The sequence below is a fragment of the Bordetella sp. 2513F2 genome (assembly GCF_054642735.1).
This window is the reverse complement of the sequence record NZ_CM137755.1, coordinates 1,325,887-1,344,074: the sequence shown is the minus strand read 5'-3', so window position 1 is coordinate 1,344,074 and position 18,188 is coordinate 1,325,887. Positions and strand designations below refer to the sequence as shown.

Sequence of the window (18,188 nt, the reverse complement as noted above, 5' to 3'; positions counted from 1 at the left end):
CTTCCGCAGGCGATACGCTACAGGCTTGCCGCCAGCCGCCGCTCGGATTCCAGGTATTCGCGCGACTGCATCTCGAGTATGCGCGATACGGTGCGGTGGAACTCGTTGGCCAGCGCGCCCTGGGTGTAGAGCTCTTCTGCAGGGCAGGCGGCCGACATGATCAGCTTGATCTTGTGGTCGTAGAACACGTCGATGAGCCACGTGAAGCGGCGCGCCTCCGACGCCTGCCGCGGGCCCATGCGCGGCACGCCCGACAGCACCACCGCCTGGAAGCGGCTGGCCAGCTCCAGGTAGTCGTTCTGCGAGCGCGGGCCGCCGCAGAGCGTGGCGAAGTCGAACCACACCACCGAGCCGGCAGCCGCCACGCTGCGGATCTCGCGGTGTTCGATGTGCAGCACGGCGCCGCGCACCGGCGCCGAATCGGCCAGCTTGTTGAAGGCCTCTTCCAGCGCCCGCTCGGCGGCATCGTCCAGCGGATAGTGGTAGCACTGCACCTGTTCGAGCGCGCGCCGCCGGTAATCGATGCCTGCATCCACGTTCAGCACATCCATGCGCTGCTGGATGAGCGCGATGGCGGGCAGGATGCGATCGCGATGCAGCCCGTCGGGATAGAGCGTGGAGGGCTCGTAGTTCGACGTCATGATGAACGAGGTGCCATACTCGAAGAGCTTCAGCAGCAGCCGGTGCAGGATCATGGCATCGGCCACGTCCGACACATGGAACTCGTCGAAGCAGATGAGGCGGTAGCGCCGCGACACGCGCCGCGCCACCTCGTCCAGCGGATCCTGCCTGCCCTTGACCTCCTCGAGTTCGCGATGCACGCCGCGCATGAACTCATGGAAGTGCAGGCGCGTCTTGCGCACCACCGGCACGGTGGCGTAGAACGCGTCCATCAGGAAACTCTTGCCGCGCCCCACTCCGCCCCAGAGATACACGCCGCGCGGCACGTCGGGCCGGCTGAGCAGCTTCTTCAGCGCGTTGGAGCGCACGGCCTTGAAACGCACCCAATCATCGTAATAGCGCTGCAGGCGGTCGATGGCGCGCTGCTGCGCCTCGTCGGGACGGTAGCCGCGCTCGGCGAGCGCCTTGGCGTAATACTCTTGTACGTTCATGGGGAGGGACACGATGGGTTTCGGGCCGGCGGCCGGACCGCGGCCGGGGCTGGCCCGGCACGCGGACCGGCTCGCCGGCCCGAGGCGATCACGCGGATCAGAAGTTCAGCGTGCGCTTGTCGACGGCCAGGGCCGCCTCCTTGACCGCTTCCGACAGCGTGGGATGCGCGTGGCAGATGCGGGCGATGTCCTCGGCAGCGCCGCGGAATTCCATGATGGTGACCGCTTCGGAGATCAGCTCGGAAGCCATCGGACCGATGATGTGCACGCCCAGGACCTCGTCCGTCTTGGCATCGGCGATCACCTTGGCAAAGCCCGTGGTGTCGCCCAGCGCACGGGCGCGGCCGTTGGCCATGAAGGGGAACGAACCGGCCTTGTATTCGCGGCCTTCCTTCTTGAGCTGCTGCTCGGTCTTGCCCACCCACGCGATCTCGGGGGAGGTATAGATGACCCACGGCACCGTGTCGAAGTTCACGTGGCCATGCTGGCCCGCGATGCGCTCGGCCACGGCCACGCCCTCTTCCTCGGCCTTGTGCGCCAGCATGGGGCCTCGCACCACGTCGCCCACGGCCCAGACGTTGGGCAGGTTGGTCTTGCAGTCGCCATCCACGGCGATGAAGCCGCGCTCGTCGAGCTTGAGGCCCACGGCATCGGCGTTCAGGCCGCCGGTGTAGGGCACGCGGCCGATCGACACGATGAGCTTGTCGACAACCAGCTTCTGCTCGGCGCCCTTGGCGTCGGTATAGGGCACGGTCACGGACTTGGCGGTGGCCTTGATCTCGCCGATCTTCACGCCGGTCTGGATGTCCAGGCCCTGCTTGTTGAAGGCCTTGAGTGCTTCCTTGGCGACCTGCTGGTCGGCGGCGGCCAGGAATTCCGGCATGGCTTCCAGGACGGTGACTTCCGCACCCAGGCGGCGCCACACGCTGCCCATCTCGAGGCCGATCACGCCGGCGCCGATCACGCCCAGCTTCTTGGGAACGGCGGCGATGTTGAGCGCGCCGTCGTTCGACAGCACGACCTTCTCGTCGAAGGGCAGGCCCGGCAGCTCGCGCGGGGAGGAGCCGGTGGCCACGATGATGTGCTTGCCCACCAGGTCTTCGTCGGTGGTGCCGGAGACCTTGATGGCCCAGCCGCCTTCGACCTGCCCGGCAAAGGCGCCCTTGCCATGGAAGAACGTGACCTTGTTCTTCTTGAAGAGGTACAGGATGCCGTCGTTGTTCTGCTTGACGACCTTGTTCTTGCGGCCGATCAGCGCGTCGAGCTTCAGGCTCACGCCTTTCAGCTCGATGCCGTGCTCGGCGAAATGGTGGTTGGCCTGCTCGTAGTGCTCGGACGACTGCAGCAGCGCCTTGGAAGGGATGCAGCCGACGTTGGTGCAGGTGCCGCCGGGGGCCGCACCGCCCTCGCCGTTCTGCCAGGCGTCGATGCACGCCACCGACATGCCGAGCTGGGCGGCGCGGATGGCTGCGATGTAGCCGCCGGGGCCTGCACCGATGACGACGACGTCGAATTGTTTGGACATGATGTTCTCGCGAAGAATGGAAAGTTCCCGGGACGCGGCATGCGTGCCGGCGGGAGCCGGCTGCCCTGCGCGAGGCAGGGCGCGCAACCACGGTTGAAGAGGCGGGGCCCGCCGCTGCGGCGGGCAGGACCGGGGCGGGAAGCCGGATCCCGCCCCGCTAGCCGTCTTACAGGTCCAGCAGCAGGCGCTGCGGATCTTCCAGCGCTTCCTTCATGGCGACCAGGCCCAGCACGGCTTCGCGGCCGTCGATGATGCGGTGGTCGTACGACATGGCCAGGTAGTTCATCGGGCGGATGACGATCTGCCCGTTCTCGACCACGGCGCGCTCCTTGGTGGCGTGAATGCCCAGGATGGCCGATTGCGGCGGGTTGATGATGGGGGTGGACAGCATCGAGCCGAACACGCCGCCGTTCGAGATGGAGAACGTGCCGCCGGTCATTTCCTCGATGCCCAGCTTGCCGTCGGCCGCGCGCTTGCCGAAGTCGGCGATGGTGCGCTCGATGTCGGCGATCGTCATCTGGTCGGCGTTGCGCAGGATGGGCACGACCAGGCCGCGCGGGCTGCCGACGGCGATGCCGATGTCGAAGTAGCCGTGGTAGATGATGTCCTTGCCGTCGACCGAGGCGTTCAGGACAGGGTACTTCTTCAGCGCAGCGACGGCAGCCTTCACGAAGAACGACATGAAGCCCAGCTTGACGCCGTGCTCCTTCTCGAACTTCTCCTTGTACTTGTTGCGCAGGTCCATGACGGCCTGCATGTTGACCTCGTTGAACGTCGTGAGGATGGCGTTCTCCTGCTGCGACTGCAGCAGGCGCTCGGCGATGCGGGCGCGCAGGCGGCTCATGGGCACGCGCTGCTCGGGACGGCCGTCCAGCGACTGGGTCGGAGCCGGCGCGGCGGCGGGCTTGGCCGCGGGCGCGGCGCTGGCAGCCATGGCATCGGCCTTGGTGACGCGGCCGTCGCGGCCGGTGCCCGACACGCTGCCGGCCTCCACGCCCTTTTCGGCCAGGATCTTGGCAGCAGCCGGCGAGGCCACGCCGGCGGCGGAGGCGGAAGCAGGCGCGGCAGCCGGGGCAGCCTCGGCGGCGGGCGCTGCAGCGGGGGCCTCGGCCGGCGCCGCGGCGGGCGCGGCTGCAGCCTTGGCGGCGGTGTCGATGCGGGCAATGACCTCACCCGAGGTGACGGTGCTGCTGTCGCCCTTGACGATCTCGGAGAGCACGCCCGACGCGGGCGCCGGCACTTCCAGCACGACCTTGTCGGTCTCGATCTCGATCAGGATCTCGTCGGCCTCCACGGCTGCGCCAGGCTGCTTCTTCCAGTTCAGCAGGGTGGCTTCCGAAACGGACTCGGAGAGTTGGGGGACGACGACGTCAGTGATTGCCATGATGTTGGATTCCGTAATTTGAGAGTGTTCTGTTGGGTTCGTTGGGCGAGACCGTTACTTGGTCAGCATGACCTTGAACTTGGGCGCGAAGGCCTGCTCGATGAGCGCCTTCTGCTGCTCCTGGTGCTTGGCCAGGTAGCCTACCGCCGGCGACGCGGAGGCGGCACGGCCGGCATAGCCCAGCTTCTGGCCATCGACCATGTTCTCGTACACGTGGTGCTGCACGTAGAACCAGGCGCCCTGGTTCTGCGGCTCGTCCTGCACCCACATGACCTCGGTAGCGTTCGGGTACTTGCGCAGTTCGGTTTCGAACGCCTTGTGCGCGAAGGGATACAGCTGCTCGACGCGGAGGATGGCCACGTGATCGGCGCCGCGCTCCTTGCGGGCATTGACCAGGTCGTAGTAGACCTTGCCCGAGCACGCCAGCACGCGCTTGACCGATTCCGGCTTGATCGCGGCGTCGACCTCGCCGATCACCGTCTGGAAGCTGCCGCTCGCCAGGTCGGTGAGGGGCGAACCCGCATCCTTGTTGCGCAGCAGCGACTTGGGCGTGAAGATCACCAGCGGCTTGCGGAACGGACGGATCATCTGGCGGCGCAGCAGATGGAAGATCTGTGCGGCGGTGGTGGGCTGCACCACCTGGATGTTGTTGTCGGCGCACAGCTGCAGGAAGCGCTCGATGCGGCCGGACGAGTGCTCCGGCCCCTGCCCTTCGTAGCCATGCGGCAGCATCATGGTCAGGCCGGACTGGCGGCCCCACTTGGCCTCGCCGGCGCTGATGAACTGGTCGATCACGACCTGGGCGCCGTTGACGAAGTCGCCGAACTGGGCTTCCCAGATGGTGAGGGTGTTGGGCTCGGCGCTGGAGTAGCCGTATTCGAAGCCCAGCACCGCCTCTTCGGACAGCACGGAGTCGATGACCACGAACGGCGCCTGGCCTTCGGAGACATTCTGCAGCGGGATGTAGGTGCCGTCGTTCCAGCGTTCGCGGTTCTGGTCGTGCAGCACGGCGTGGCGGTGCGTGAACGTGCCGCGGCCGGAATCCTGGCCGGTGATGCGCACGGCATACCCCGAGGCAACCAGCGTGGCGAATGCCAGGTGCTCGCCCATGCCCCAGTCGAGGTTCATCTCGCCCTTGGCCATGGTGCGGCGATCATTGAGCAGCTTGTTCACCAGCGGATGCACGGTGAAGCCTTCCGGCACCGTGGTGATGCGCTCGCCGATGCGCTTGAGCTCGGCCAGCGGCACGGCGGTATCCGCCTGGTCGGTCCATTTTGCGCCCAGGAAGGGCGACCAGTCGATCGCGTACTTGCTCTTGTAGTCGGTAAGCACGGGCTCGATGGTGCGCTGCCCGTCTTCCATGAGCTGGCGGTAGTCCTTGACCAGCTGCTCGGCATCGCCTTCGGCCAGCACGCCCTGCGTGACCAGCTTCTCGGCGTACAGCTTGCGGGTGCCGGGATGGTGGCTGATGCGCTTGTACATCAGGGGCTGCGTGAGCGAGGGGGTGTCCTGCTCGTTGTGGCCCAGCTTGCGGAAGCACACGATGTCGATGACGACGTCGTGGTGGAACTGCATGCGGTAGTCCAGCGCCAGCTTGGTCACGAACACCACGGCCTCGGGATCGTCGCCGTTCACGTGGAATACCGGGGCCTCGATCATCTTGACCACGTCGGTGCAATACAGCGTGGAACGCGAGTCGCGCGGGTCCGAGGTGGTGAAGCCGATCTGGTTGTTGATGACGATGTGCAGCGTGCCGCCCGTGCCGTAGCCGCGGGTCTGCGCCAGGTTGAGCGTTTCCATGACGACGCCCTGGCCTGCGAAGGCCGCGTCGCCGTGCACCAGCACCGGCAGCACCTGCTTGCCTTCGTGGTCGCCGCGGCGCTCCTGGCGGGCGCGGGCGCTGCCCTCGACCACCGGATTGACGATCTCCAGGTGCGAGGGGTTGAACGCCAGCGACAGGTGCACGGGGCCGCCACGGCCCGAGATGTCGCTGGAAAAGCCATTGTGGTATTTCACGTCGCCGTCGGTCAGGCCTTCGGCGTGCTTGCCCTCGAATTCGGCGAAGAGATCGCCAGGCATCTTGCCCATGATGTTCACGAGCAGGTTCAGGCGGCCGCGGTGGGCCATGCCGACCACGATCTCCTGCACGCCGCCTTCGGTGGCATGGTTCACGACCTCGTCCATGGCGGCGATGAAGCTTTCGCCGCCCTCGAGCGAGAAGCGCTTCTGGCCTACGTACTTGGTGTGCAGGAAGCGCTCGAGGCCTTCGGCCTCGGTGAGCTGCTGCAGGATGTGGCGCTTTTCTTCGGCGCTGAAGGTGGGCGTGCCGCGCGTGCGCTCCAGGCGCTCCTGGATCCAGCGCTTGGCGGCGGGGTCGGAAATATGGGTGAACTCGGCGCCGATGGAGCGGCAGTAGGTGTCGCGCAGGGCCTTCAGGATGTCGCGCAGCGTCATCGTGCTGGCGGTCGTGAAGTACGTGTTGGTGGCCGAGAACGTCTGGTCGAGGTCGGCCTCGGTGAGACCGTAGAAGGCCGGATCCAGCTCGGGAATGGCCGGGCGCTCCTGGCGCTTGAGCGGATCGAGGTCGGCCCAGCGCGAGCCCAGCGAACGGTAGGCGCCGATCAGCGACTGGACCGAGACCTGCTTGCTCGCCACCGAGAGGTCGGGCTCGGCCACGCGGGGCAGGAAGGCGTTGGCCCGGGCCCGCTCGGCGAAGGACTGGACGATAGGCGCATGCGCCTGGTCGCGCGTGGTTTCCTGGCCGTCGGTGGCGGGGGTGTGCTGCAGCTGGTCGAAGTATTCGCGCCAGTTGTCCGGAACCGAACCGGGATTGTCGAGATAGGCCTCGTAGAGCTCCTCGACATAGGGGGCGTTACCCCCGAACAGATAGGAGGTAGATAGAGATTCTGATTCCGTAGACATGATGGCGCTTCACCTAGACGAGTGCTTCACTCGATACGATGCAGGAAAACCTTCCGCGACACGGGCTTCCCGTTTAGCGGATAGCAGGGGCAGAAGGACGTATAAGCCTCGAAAGCCGTACCAAGCAGTATACCCCTTTGGCCTTCCCCGGACGGGAACGCCGGACTGCGGCGCCGCAGCATGAAAAGGCGCGCCGCCATCTCGGCTCAACGCCATGCAACTGCCTGCGTATGGTGCGCCATCTGCAGGCAAGCGCCACGCCGGCAGCGGCAGTCCGGCTTGCCGGTGTTGCACCCGCGCAGCATCCGGCGCCGCGCGTCAGCGCGCCAGGGCCATGACGCGGCGGCAGAACAGCAGTCCGACGATGACGAAAGCCAGCAGGCCGAGGTAGGGTGCGAACGGCGCATGGCCCTCGCCCGCAATGGCCAGCGGCGCGTCGCGGCCGGTGGCCCCGACCACCGCGGCCAGCAGCACGCCGACCAGGCTTTCGCCCACGATCAGCCCCGAGGCGATCAGCACGCCGCGGCGGTTGGGGCCTTCGGCGTAGCGCTCGTAGGCCAGGCCGCGCGCCCGGGCGCGCCGGCGCAGGGCCCGCTCCAGCAGCCAGGCCAGCACGGCGCCCACCACGATGGGCGCCGCCACCGTGGGCGGCAGGTAGATGCCGATGCCCACGGCCAGCACAGGCACGCGCGCCACCCGGCAGCAGCGCGCAAGCACCGTGTCGATCGCAATCAGGGCCAGCCCGAGCGCCACGCCGATGAGCATCATCGTCCAGTTGAGCTCGTGCGTGAAGATGCCGCGCGCGATGGCCAGCATCAGCGAGGCCTGCGGGGCCGACAGCGCCTGCGCCGGATCCATGCCCGGTCGCGGCACGGCATCGGCAAATCCGTAGGCGTTGTAGAGCAGGTCCAGCACCGGCGAGATCACGGCTGCGCCCACGACGCAGCCGATCAGCAGCGCCACCTGCTGGCGCCACGGGGTGGCACCGAGCAGCCAGCCCGTCTTGAGGTCCTGCAGGTTGTCGTTGGAGATCGACGCCACGGCAACCACGGCCGAAGTGGTGAAGATGACCAGGGCAATGGCCAGCTGGGTTCCGGCAGGCGAGCCGAGCAGGCCGTCGCCGCGCGTGATGGCCAGCATCAGCAGCGACACCAGCACCACGGCCACGATGCCCACGCCCGAGATGGGACTGGTCGAGGAACCCACCAGCCCCGCCATGTAGCCGCAGGCCGCCGCCACCAGGAAACCGAACACGAATGCGAACAGCACGGCGTAGGCCACCAGCGCCCACACCTGCCCCGGCGCCAGCGGCGCATCGACCAGGAAACGGCGGAACACCACGACCAGCACGGCCACCAGCAGCAGCGTCGCCACGCCTATCCAGGCCCCGGGCAGGTCGCGCTGGGTACGCGGCACCACCGCGCCGCCGCCGGGGTGGAAGGCGGCGAACGAACTGCGCAGTCCGCGCACCATGGGCATGAACAGCGTGCCGAGCGTCCAGATGGCGCCCACGGCGATCACGCCGGCGCCGATGAAGCGCACCTGCGACGCCCATAGCGCCGTGGCGTGCCCGGCCGCCGCCTGCCCTGCCGGCGCCGGATCCAGCGTGGTCAGCACCGGCACGGCCACGCCCCAGGCCAGCAACAGCCCGATGAACATGGCCACGCCGGCCACGATGCCGATCAGGTAGCCCGCGCCGAGCAGCGCCAGCGAAAAGCCCATGGGCAGCCGGAACACCGCAGCGCCCAGAGTAGGCCAGGCGCTGATGCTGTCGCCCAGCACGCGCAGTCCGCCGACCGAGAAGCTGACAGCGGCGGAGGCCAGCCCGCCCGCCACGATGTCGGCCATGCCGGTGCCCGCGCGCTGGCCCCCGGCGTCGCCGGCGCTGCCCACCCGCAGGATCTCGGCCGCGGCCACGCCCTCCGGATAGGGCAGGTCGCTCTGCACCACCATCACCTGGCGCAGGGGAATCGTGAACATCACGCCCAGCATCCCGCCGGCGGCGCAGACCGCCAGGGTCTCCCAGAACGGGAATCCCTGCCAATGACCCAGCATCACCAGCGCGGGAAGGACGAATATCACCGACGACAAGGTGCCCGCGGCCGATGCCTGGGTCTGCACCATGTTGTTCTCGAGGATGTTGGCGCCCTGGAACAGCCGCAGCACCGACATCGAGATGACCGCGGCGGGGATCGCCGAGGAGAAGGTCAATCCCACCTTGAGGCCCAGGAAGACATTGGACGCGGTGAACACCACCGTGATCAGGGCGCCGAGCACCACGCCGCGCACGGTGAGCTCGGGCAGGACACGCTCGTCGGGGATACGCGGCTCGGACATCTGGGCTCCGGGAGGGCAAGCACACACCGATTCTACGCCGCCCTCTTCCGGGCTTCAGGCGTCCAGCGGCAATGCCGTCTGGTACTTCACCTGCTTCAGCGCGAATCCCGAACGGATGTTCTTCACGCCCGGGATGCGCGACAGGCGGCTGACGATGAAGTGCTCCAGGCCCTGCATGTCGGGCACCACGACACGCAGCAGGTAATCGGCGTCGCCCGTCATGAGGTAGCACTCCATCACTTCCGCGCAGGAAGCCATGGCGCTCTGGAAGCGCTCGAGCTCCGACTCGATCTGCTTCTCCAGGCTGACCTGGATGAACACGTTCAGGCTGAGCCCGAGCTGCAGCGGATCGGCCAGCGCCACGTAGCCGCGGATCACGCCGGCCGACTCCAGGGCCTTGACGCGGGCCAGGCAGGGCGAGGGCGACAGGTGCACGCGGCGCGCCAGCTCCACGTTGGTGAGGCTGGCGTCGGTCTGGAGCTCGGCCAGAATGCGCCGATCGGTGGCATCGAGGCTGGTTTTCGGCATGTCGTCCTCCTGATTGTGGATTTTTCGGTATTTTGCGCTGTTTATCGGCGCTGGCAAACGCATGTTCGACATCCCATGCGCCTTAGCCCGCGCTAGCATGGGCAATCCCTACACGGAGACCGCACCATGCGCGATGCCATCCCGACGCCACCCGACGAGGACCCCGCCGAAACCGCGGAATGGCGCGAGGCCCTGGCCGCGCTGGCCGCCGCGGGCGGCCCCGCCCGCGCGGCATACGTGCTGGATGCGGTGCTGGCGCAGGCCACCGCCCTGGGGGTGCGCAGCGGCGGCCATGGGCGCACGGCCTACCTGAACACCATCCCGGCCGACCAGGAACCGCCCTTCCCCGGCAACCTGGCGCTGGAGCAGCGCATCGCCTCGATCAACCGCTGGAACGCCCTGGCCATGGTGGTGCGCGCCAACCAGGCCCACGGCGAACTGGGCGGCCATATAGCGAGCTACGCGTCGGCGGCCGACCTGTTCGAGGTGGGCTTCAACCACTTCTTCCGGGCCTCATGCGCGGACGGGCCCGGCGACCTGGTCTACCTGCAGCCGCATTCCGCACCGGGGGTCTATGCGCGCGCCTACCTGGAAGGGTTCCTGGAGGATGCCGACCTGGCGCTGTTCCGCCGCGAGATCGCCGCCCGCGATGCCGGCCGCCGCGGCCTGTCGTCATACCCGCATCCCTGGCTGATGTCGGATTTCTGGCAGTTCCCCACGGGCTCCATGGGCATCGGCCCGATCAACGCCATCTACCAGGCCCGCTTCATGCGCTACCTGGAGCACCGCTCGCTGCTGCCGCCATCGGACCGCAAGGTCTGGGGCATCTTCGGCGACGGCGAGATGGACGAGCCCGAGTCGGTGGCCGCCCTCACCCTCGCTGCCCGCGACAAGCTCGACAACCTGATCTTCGTAGTGAACTGCAACCTGCAGCGCCTCGACGGGCCCGTGCGCGGCAACGGGCGCATCATCGACGAACTCGAGACGCTCTACGCCGGCGCCGGCTGGCACGTCATCAAGGTGGTGTGGGGCAGCGACTGGGACGCACTGCTGCGCCGCGATGCCACCGGCGCGCTGGCCCGCGCCTTCGCCCGGACCGTGGACGGCCAGTTCCAGACCTACGCCGCCAACGACGGCGCATACAACCGCGCGCACTTCTTCGGACGCGACCCGGCGCTGGCCGCGCTGGTGGCCGACTGGTCCGACGAGGCCATAGACCGGCTGCATCGCGGCGGCCACGACATGATCAAGATCCACGCGGCCTACCACCGCGCCGTGCGGCATCGCGGCCAGCCCACCGTCATCCTGGCCCAGACCAAGAAAGGCTTCGGCATGGGCGCGGCGGGCCAGGGCAGGATGACCACGCACCAGCAGAAGAAGCTCGACGACGCAGCCCTGCTGGCCTTCCGCGACCGTTTCGCGCTGCCGATCCCGGATGCCGATTGCCTAGCGTTGAAATTCTACCGGCCGGCTCCCGACAGTGCGGAGATCCGCCACCTGCGTGCGAGGCGCGAGGCGCTCGGCGGATTCCTCCCGCGCCGGCAGGCGCAGGCGCCCCGCCTGTCCGCGCCGCCGGCCGAGGCCTGGGCGCATTTCGCGCTGCGGGCCGGCGGCAAGGAGATGTCGTCGACCATGGCCCTGGTGCGCATGCTCGGGAACCTGCTGAAGCAGGCGGAGCTGGGTCCGCGCATCGTGCCCATCGTGGCCGACGAAGCGCGCACCTTCGGCATGGCGGGTCTGTTCCGCCAGTTCGGCATCTATTCCGCGCAGGGCCAGCAATACGAGCCGGAAGACATCGGCTCCGTGCTGCACTACCGCGAGGCGCGCGACGGCCAGATCCTCGAAGAGGGCATCACCGAAGCCGGCGCCATCTCGTCCTGGACGGCGGCCGGCACCAGTTATTCCACGCATGGCCTGCCCATGCTGCCCTTCTACATCTATTACTCCATGTTCGGCTTCCAGCGCGTGGGCGACCTGATCTGGGCGGCCGCCGACCAGCGCACGCGCGGCTTCCTGATCGGCGCGACCTCGGGCCGCACCACGCTGGGCGGCGAAGGCCTGCAGCACCAGGACGGCGCCAGCCATCTCGCGGCCGCCACGGTTCCGAACTGCCGCGCCTACGACCCCGCGTACGCCTACGAAGTGGCCGTGCTACTCGAGCATGGCATGCAGCGCATGCTGCACGAACAGCATGACGAGTTCCATTACCTGACCGTCACCAACGAGAACCTGCCGCAACCCGACCTGCCCGACGAAGCGGCTCGTGAAGGCATCGTGCGCGGCATGCATCGCGTGCATGCCGCGCACGATACGGCCCGCGTGCGGCTGCTGGCCTCCGGGCCGATGCTGCACGAAGCGCTGCAGGCCGCCCGCGACCTGCAGCAGGCGCACGGCGTGGCCGCCGAGGTCTGGAGCGTGACCAGCTATTCCGAGCTTGCGCGCGATGCCCGCCACGCCGAGCGCGCCCGTGTGCTGCAGCTGCCCGGTGCCGGCGAGCCGTCCTGGATCGAGCGCTGCCTGTCCGGCCCGCCGCTGCCCGTGGTGGCCGCCAGCGACTACGTCAGGGCCGTCGCCGAGCAGGTGCGCGCATGGATGCCCGGGCCCTGCCGCATCCTGGGAACCAACGGCTTCGGCCGCAGCGATACGCGCGCGCGGCTGCGCGACTTCTTCGAGGTCGGCGCCGACTGGATGAGGCTGCACGCGCTGGACCTGCTCTGCAGCCAGGACGGCACGCTGCGGCTGGCGCGCGATGCGCTGCGCGAACGCCTGGCACCCGGCGGCACGCGCGAAACGCCGCCGTGGCAAGCCTGACGCGTGCGGCCCTCGCGCCATCGCGGCACGTTTCCACAAGCGTCTACGCTGCACCGCAACAAGCACACCGTGCGGCTTTCTGTTGAAATACGGGGTTCCCCCGATCCTGACGGCCGGTCTGCGGCCCGGTCGGGGCCCATTCAACGCGAAGCGGGGCCCGTGCGGCCCCCGGGCGGCATCCACGCCCGCTCTCGCCTACTGGCCTACCGTTAGCTCCCTGCATCATGGACGAAAATCTCACCAAACTGGCGCTGGACTACCACGCCTATCCCACGCCCGGCAAGATCTCGGTCACCCCCACCAAGACGCTCGCCAACCAGGACGACCTCTCGCTGGCCTACTCGCCCGGCGTGGCGGCCGCCTGCATGGCCATCCATGAGCAGGGAACCGACGCCGCATCGCGCTACACCTCGCGCGCCAACCTCGTCGGCGTGATCACCAACGGCACCGCGGTGCTGGGCCTGGGCAATATCGGCCCGCTGGCCGCCAAGCCCGTCATGGAAGGCAAGGGGTGCCTGTTCAAGAAGTTCGCCGGCATCGACGTGTTCGACATCGAGCTGGCAGAAACCGACCCTGACAAGCTGGTCGACATCATTGCCGCGCTGGAGCCCACGCTGGGCGGCGTGAACCTCGAAGACATCAAGGCGCCGGAGTGCTTCTACATCGAGAAGAAGCTGCGCGAGCGCATGAAGATCCCGGTGTTCCACGACGACCAGCACGGCACCGCCATCATTTCCTCGGCAGCCATCCTCAACGGCCTGAAGGTGGTCGGCAAGGACATCGGCCAGGTCAAGCTGGCCTGCTCTGGCGCCGGCGCCGCCGCCATCGCCTGCCTGGACCTGCTGGTGCACCTGGGCATCAAGCGCGAGCACATCTATGTGGTGGATTCGCGCGGCGTGATCTGGGAGGGCCGCGACGAGAACATGGAGCCCAACAAGAAGCGCTACGCGCAGCAGACCGACGCCCGCACGCTGGCCGACGTGGTGGCCGGTGCCGACGTGTTCCTGGGCTGCTCCACGGCCGGCGTGCTCACGGCCGAGATGGTCAAGACCATGGCCGACAAGCCGCTGATCCTCGCCCTGGCCAATCCGGAGCCCGAGATCCGCCCCGAAGTGGCCAAGGCCGCGCGTCCCGACTGCATCATCGCCACCGGCCGGTCCGACTACCCGAACCAGGTCAACAACGTCCTGTGCTTCCCGTTCATCTTCCGCGGCGCCATGGATGCCGGCGCCACGCGCATCACCGAAGAGATGAAGCTGGCCTGCGTGAAGGCCATCGCCGAACTGGCACAGGCCGAGCAGAACGACGAAGTGGCCCGCGCCTATGCCGGCGAGGAGCTCAGCTTCGGGCCCGACTACATCATTCCCAAGCCCTTCGACCCGCGCCTCATCGTGCAGATCGCCCCGGCCGTGGCCCAGGCGGCGGCCGAGTCCGGCGTGGCGCTGCGTCCCATCGAGGATATCCAGGCCTATCGCCAGAAGCTCATGGGCTTCGTCTACCACTCCGGCCAGCTGATGCGGCCGCTGTTCCAGCAGGCGCAGGCGACCCCGAAGCGCGTGGTGTATGCCGACGGCGAAGACGAGCGCGTGCTGCGCGCCGTGCAGACCGTGGTCGACGAAAAGCTGGCCTATCCCATACTCATCGGCCGCCCGTCCGTCATCGAGATGCGCATCCAGAAGTTCGGCCTGCGCCTGCAGCCGGGCAAGAACATCGAGATCGTCGACCCCGAGGACGACAGCCGCTTCAACGAAACCTGGAACGGCTACTACCAGCTGCAGGGACGCCAGGGCGTGACGCCGGCGATCGCCAAGGCGATGATCCGCAAGCACAACACGCTGATTGGCGCGATGCTGCTGCGCCGCGGCGACGCCGACGCGCTGCTGTGCGGCGTGGCCAGCAAGTACGACAACCAGCTCAAGTACGTGGACGAAGTCATCGGCCGCAAGGAAGGCCAGACCTACGCCGCGCTCAATGTGCTGATGCTGCCCGACCAGACGCTGTTCGTGACGGACACGCACGTCAACGAAAACCCCACGGCCGAGGAGATCGCCAACATCACGATCCAGGCGGCCGAGGAGATGCTGCGTTTCGGCGTCGTGCCCAAGATCGCCCTGCTGTCGCATTCGAATTTCGGCAGCCGGCCCACCGAGTCGTCGCGCAAGATGGCCCGGGCCCGCGAGCTGGTGCAAGCCCGCGCGCCGCAGCTGGAAGTCGACGGCGAAATGCATGCGGATGCGGCGCTGTCCGAGAAGATCCGCATGCTGGCCTATCCCGACAGCACGCTGAAGGGTCCGGCCAACCTGCTGGTCATGCCCAACCTGGATACCGGCAACATCACCTACAACATGCTCAAGATGACCGGCAGCAACGGCATCGCCATGGGTCCCATCCTGCTGGGCGCGGCGCGCCCGGTGCACATCCTCACCACCAGCGCCACCGTGCGCCGCATCGTCAACATGACGGCGCTGGCGGTCGTGGATGCGCAGCAGGAAACGGCAACGCTGCAGGGCTGAGCGCCCGAGGCATCCTGCCGCATCGAAGCGGGCGCCCCACGGGGCGCCCGTTGCCTTTGGCCCACCCGGCCGGGCCGGCCGGGCCTGCGGCACCCCGCGCCATGGCGTGCCATCGCGTCAATCGTCATACCGCGCGTTTCCTGGTAGTGGTAAAAACGGGAGCACCTCCGCATGCCACCCCTGGGAGACCCCATGCTGCTGGACGCCCTGCTCGCCTGGTTCCACTACCTTGCCATCTTCGTGCTCGTCGTGGTGCTCACCGCCGAGGCGGTGCTGCTGCGGCCCGGCCTGGGAAGCGCGGCCATCCGGCGCCTGGCTGTGTATGACCGCCTCTATCTGCTCAGCGCGCTCGGCGTGCTGGCCACCGGCGCGCTGCGCCTCACGCTCGGCGCCAAGGGCGCAGCCTTCTACATGGGCAATCCATGGTTTCACGCCAAGATCGGGCTCTTCGTCGTCATCGCCCTCTGCTCCATCGTTCCCACCACGATGTTCCTGCGCTGGCAACGGCACGCCGTGAACCAGCCCGCCTATGCGCCGGACGATGTCCAGGTGCGCCGCGCGCGCCGCTGGGTCATGATCGAGGCCCACCTGTTCATCCTGCTGCCGCTGTTCGCCGCCCTGATGGCGCGGGGCATGGGCAGTTAGGACGCCGATCCGCACGAACAAGCAAAACAAAACCGCCCCGAAGGGCGGTTTTCTCTGGCGAGCAGGGAGCGCGCTCAGCGCTGGGTGGGCACGTCGCGGACCACCGAGCCGGTGTACAGCTGGCGCGGACGGCCGATCTTGTAGTCGGGGTCGGACAGCATTTCGTTCCACTGGGCGATCCAGCCCACGGTGCGGGCCAGCGCGAAGATGGCGGTGAACAGCGAGGTCGGGATGCCGATGGCGCGCTGCACGATGCCCGAGTAGAAGTCCACGTTCGGGTACAGCTTGCGCTGCACGAAGTAGTCGTCTTCCAGGGCGATGCGCTCGAGCTCCATGGCCAGCTTGAAGAGCGGATCGTTCTCCAGGCCCAGGGCGCCCAGCACTTCCTTGCAGGTCTCCTGCATCAGCTTGGCGCGCGGGTCGTAGTTCTTGTAGACGCGGTGGCCGAAGCCCATCAGGCGCACGCCCGAGTTCTTGTCCTTGACCTTCTCCATGAACTCGCCGACTTTGGCCACGCCGCCATTGGCCTGCAGGTCTTCGAGCATCTGCAGGCAGGCCTCGTTGGCGCCGCCGTGGGCCGGGCCCCACAGGCACGCCACGCCTGCCGCGATGGCGGCGAACGGGTTGGTGCCGGACGAACCGCACAGGCGCACGGTGGAGGTGGAGGCGTTCTGCTCGTGATCGGCGTGGAGGATGAAGATGCGGTCCAGCGCACGCTCCACCACTTCATTGACCTTGTACTCTTCGCACGGCGTGGCGAACATCATGCGCAGGAAGTTGCCGGTGTACGACAGGTCGTTCTGCGGATAGATGAAGGGCTGGCCCTGCGAATACTTGTACGCCATGGCCACCAGCGTCGGCATCTTGGCGATCAGGCGGATGGCCGAAATGTGGCGATGCTGGGCGTTGGTGATGTCGGTGGAGTCGTGGTAGAACGCCGACAGCGCGCCCACCAGGCCGGTGAGGACGGCCATGGGGTGCGCGTCGCGGCGGAAGCCGCGCAGGAAGAAATGCAGCTGCTCGTTCACCATCGTGTGGTGGGTCACCTGCGAATCGAAATCGGCCTTCTGCGCACCGTCGGGCAGTTCGCCGTTCAGGATCAGGTAGCAGATGTCGAGGAAGTCGCAATTGACGGCCAGCTGCTCGATGGGATAGCCGCGATACAGCAGTTGACCCTGGTCGCCGTCGATGTACGTGATGCCCGACGCGGTGGCTGCCGTCGACAGGAATCCGGGGTCGTACGTGAACATCCCCGTCTGGCCGTACAGCTTGCGGATGTCGATCACATCGGGACCCACCGTACCCTTGTAGACGGGCAGTTCGATCGGGGCGCTGCCATCCGAAATGGATAGCGTGACTTTCTTGTCAGACAGGTTCATCGCTGTTTCCTCTAGATAATCAGATCTCTCGCATGCGGCCTATGATGGCGCGCAACCTCGGCGTGTCCAGCTCGCCTTCGGGCTCCTTGCGCGCCAGCAGCAGATCGAGCAAATCGTTGTCTCCCAGCTCGAAAAGCTGCGTCAGCGCGGCCACGTCTTCATCGGTAAGCTGTTGCTCGTAAGCGTCCAGGTACCGCGTAATGATGAGGTCGTTCTCGAGCAGGCCGCGGCGCGCCCTCCAGCGCAACCGCGCCCTCTGCAATTCAGTCAGGCTGCTCATGAGACCACCTCGCTGGCTGTATCCAACTAGACCGTCCGGCGAACCATCAGTTCCTTGATCTTGCCGATCGCCTTGGTCGGGTTCAGCCCCTTGGGACAGACGTCGACGCAATTCATGATCGTATGGCAGCGGAACAGGCGGTAGGGATCCTCGAGGTTGTCCAGGCGCGAGGCCGTGGCTTCGTCGCGGCTGTCGGCGATGAAGCGGTAGGCCTGCAGCAGCCCGGCCGGGCCCACGAACTTGTCGGGATTCCACCAGAACGACGGGCAGGACGTGGAGCAGCACGCACAAAGGATGCACTCGTACAGGCCGTCGAGCTCCTCGCGGGCCTCGGGCGTCTGCAGACGCTCGCGCTCGGGCGGCGGGGCATCGTTGATCAGGTAGGGCCGGATCGAGTGATACTGGTTGAAGAAGTGCGTCATGTCCACGATCAGGTCGCGGATCACCGGCAGGCCAGGCAGCGGCCGCAGCACGATGGGCTCTTTCAGGTCGCGCAGGTTGGTGGTGCACGACAGGCCGTTCTTGCCGTTGATGTTCATGGCATCGGAACCGCACACGCCTTCGCGGCACGAGCGGCGGATGGCCAGGCTGTCATCGACATCGTTCTTGATGCGCACCAGCGCATCAAGCAGCATCTTGTCGGTGGGCTGGAGTTCGACTTCCAGCTTCTGCATGTACGGACGCTCGTCCTTGTCAGGATCGTAGCGGTAGATTTCGAACTTGACGATACGCTTGGTGCTCATTCCGAGATC

General features: G+C 67.3%; 12 protein-coding genes. 3 read left to right on the top strand and 9 right to left on the bottom strand.

The features are described from left to right. Positions 1–17: 17 nt before the first annotated feature. The 6 genes from zapE to ACYBYQ_RS06305 form a co-directional block, all read right to left on the bottom strand. A complete protein-coding gene (gene zapE / locus ACYBYQ_RS06330; RefSeq protein WP_459617881.1) occupies positions 18–1,112 on the bottom strand; it encodes a cell division protein ZapE in 1,095 nt (364 codons plus the stop codon). Between the two features lie 97 nt (positions 1,113–1,209). Next, complete coding sequence (gene lpdA / locus ACYBYQ_RS06325) at positions 1,210–2,637, bottom strand: dihydrolipoyl dehydrogenase (protein ID WP_459617879.1); 1,428 nt, start codon at positions 2,635–2,637, stop codon at positions 1,210–1,212. Positions 2,638–2,803: 166 nt separating this feature from the next. Then, the gene (gene odhB / locus ACYBYQ_RS06320) at positions 2,804–4,021 is read right to left on the bottom strand and encodes a 2-oxoglutarate dehydrogenase complex dihydrolipoyllysine-residue succinyltransferase (protein ID WP_459617877.1); all 1,218 of its coding nucleotides are present in this window, start codon (positions 4,019–4,021) and stop codon (positions 2,804–2,806) included. Positions 4,022–4,075: 54 nt separating this feature from the next. Next, a complete protein-coding gene (locus ACYBYQ_RS06315) occupies positions 4,076–6,943 on the bottom strand; it encodes a 2-oxoglutarate dehydrogenase E1 component (protein ID WP_459617875.1) in 2,868 nt (955 codons plus the stop codon). 318 nt (positions 6,944–7,261) lie between these two features. After that, positions 7,262–9,280 carry an OPT family oligopeptide transporter gene (locus ACYBYQ_RS06310; RefSeq protein WP_459617873.1) on the bottom strand — a complete coding sequence of 673 codons (2,019 nt, stop codon included), beginning with the start codon at positions 9,278–9,280 and terminating at the stop codon, positions 7,262–7,264. A gap of 54 nt (positions 9,281–9,334) precedes the next feature. Next, positions 9,335–9,808 (bottom strand): Lrp/AsnC family transcriptional regulator, encoded by a 474-nt coding sequence (locus ACYBYQ_RS06305; protein WP_459617871.1) that lies wholly within the window; start codon positions 9,806–9,808, stop codon positions 9,335–9,337. A 126-nt stretch (positions 9,809–9,934) separates the two neighbouring features. On the opposite strand from ACYBYQ_RS06305, the gene mdeB reads away from it, so the two are divergent. From mdeB to ACYBYQ_RS06290, 3 genes are all read left to right on the top strand, one after another. Continuing rightward, the gene (gene mdeB, locus ACYBYQ_RS06300) at positions 9,935–12,619 is read left to right on the top strand and encodes an alpha-ketoglutarate dehydrogenase (protein WP_459617869.1); all 2,685 of its coding nucleotides are present in this window, start codon (positions 9,935–9,937) and stop codon (positions 12,617–12,619) included. 224 nt (positions 12,620–12,843) lie between these two features. Beyond that, positions 12,844–15,132 carry an NADP-dependent malic enzyme gene (locus ACYBYQ_RS06295; RefSeq protein WP_459617867.1) on the top strand — a complete coding sequence of 763 codons (2,289 nt, stop codon included), beginning with the start codon at positions 12,844–12,846 and terminating at the stop codon, positions 15,130–15,132. 192 nt (positions 15,133–15,324) lie between these two features. Continuing rightward, complete coding sequence (locus ACYBYQ_RS06290) at positions 15,325–15,777, top strand: DUF2214 family protein (RefSeq protein WP_459618714.1); 453 nt, start codon at positions 15,325–15,327, stop codon at positions 15,775–15,777. A gap of 74 nt (positions 15,778–15,851) precedes the next feature. On the opposite strand, the gene ACYBYQ_RS06285 is transcribed toward ACYBYQ_RS06290, so the two are convergent. The 3 genes from ACYBYQ_RS06285 to ACYBYQ_RS06275 are packed head-to-tail and all read right to left on the bottom strand — an operon-like array spanning position 15,852 to position 18,179. Continuing rightward, the gene (locus ACYBYQ_RS06285; protein WP_459617865.1) at positions 15,852–17,156 is read right to left on the bottom strand and encodes a citrate synthase; all 1,305 of its coding nucleotides are present in this window, start codon (positions 17,154–17,156) and stop codon (positions 15,852–15,854) included. 19 nt (positions 17,157–17,175) lie between these two features. Further along, on the bottom strand, positions 17,176–17,436 hold the full coding sequence (locus ACYBYQ_RS06280) for a succinate dehydrogenase assembly factor 2 (RefSeq protein ID WP_459617863.1): 261 nt from the start codon (positions 17,434–17,436) through the stop codon (positions 17,176–17,178). A 26-nt stretch (positions 17,437–17,462) separates the two neighbouring features. Beyond that, the gene (locus tag ACYBYQ_RS06275; protein WP_459617861.1) at positions 17,463–18,179 is read right to left on the bottom strand and encodes a succinate dehydrogenase iron-sulfur subunit; all 717 of its coding nucleotides are present in this window, start codon (positions 18,177–18,179) and stop codon (positions 17,463–17,465) included. Positions 18,180–18,188: the final 9 nt, after the last annotated feature.

Bases quoted from the DNA above. Each gene is read 5' to 3' on its own strand.
- zapE (WP_459617881.1), bottom strand. From the start codon at position 1,112: ATGAACGTACAAGAGTATTACGCCAAGGCGCTCGCCGAGCGCGGCTAC.
- lpdA (WP_459617879.1), bottom strand. From the start codon at position 2,637: ATGTCCAAACAATTCGACGTCGTCGTCATCGGTGCAGGCCCCGGCGGC.
- odhB (WP_459617877.1), bottom strand. From the start codon at position 4,021: ATGGCAATCACTGACGTCGTCGTCCCCCAACTCTCCGAGTCCGTTTCG.
- ACYBYQ_RS06315 (WP_459617875.1), bottom strand. From the start codon at position 6,943: ATGTCTACGGAATCAGAATCTCTATCTACCTCCTATCTGTTCGGGGGT.
- ACYBYQ_RS06310 (WP_459617873.1), bottom strand. From the start codon at position 9,280: ATGTCCGAGCCGCGTATCCCCGACGAGCGTGTCCTGCCCGAGCTCACC.
- ACYBYQ_RS06305 (WP_459617871.1), bottom strand. From the start codon at position 9,808: ATGCCGAAAACCAGCCTCGATGCCACCGATCGGCGCATTCTGGCCGAG.
- mdeB (WP_459617869.1), top strand. From the start codon at position 9,935: ATGCGCGATGCCATCCCGACGCCACCCGACGAGGACCCCGCCGAAACC.
- ACYBYQ_RS06295 (WP_459617867.1), top strand. From the start codon at position 12,844: ATGGACGAAAATCTCACCAAACTGGCGCTGGACTACCACGCCTATCCC.
- ACYBYQ_RS06290 (WP_459618714.1), top strand. From the start codon at position 15,325: ATGCTGCTGGACGCCCTGCTCGCCTGGTTCCACTACCTTGCCATCTTC.
- ACYBYQ_RS06285 (WP_459617865.1), bottom strand. From the start codon at position 17,156: ATGAACCTGTCTGACAAGAAAGTCACGCTATCCATTTCGGATGGCAGC.
- ACYBYQ_RS06280 (WP_459617863.1), bottom strand. From the start codon at position 17,436: ATGAGCAGCCTGACTGAATTGCAGAGGGCGCGGTTGCGCTGGAGGGCG.
- ACYBYQ_RS06275 (WP_459617861.1), bottom strand. From the start codon at position 18,179: ATGAGCACCAAGCGTATCGTCAAGTTCGAAATCTACCGCTACGATCCT.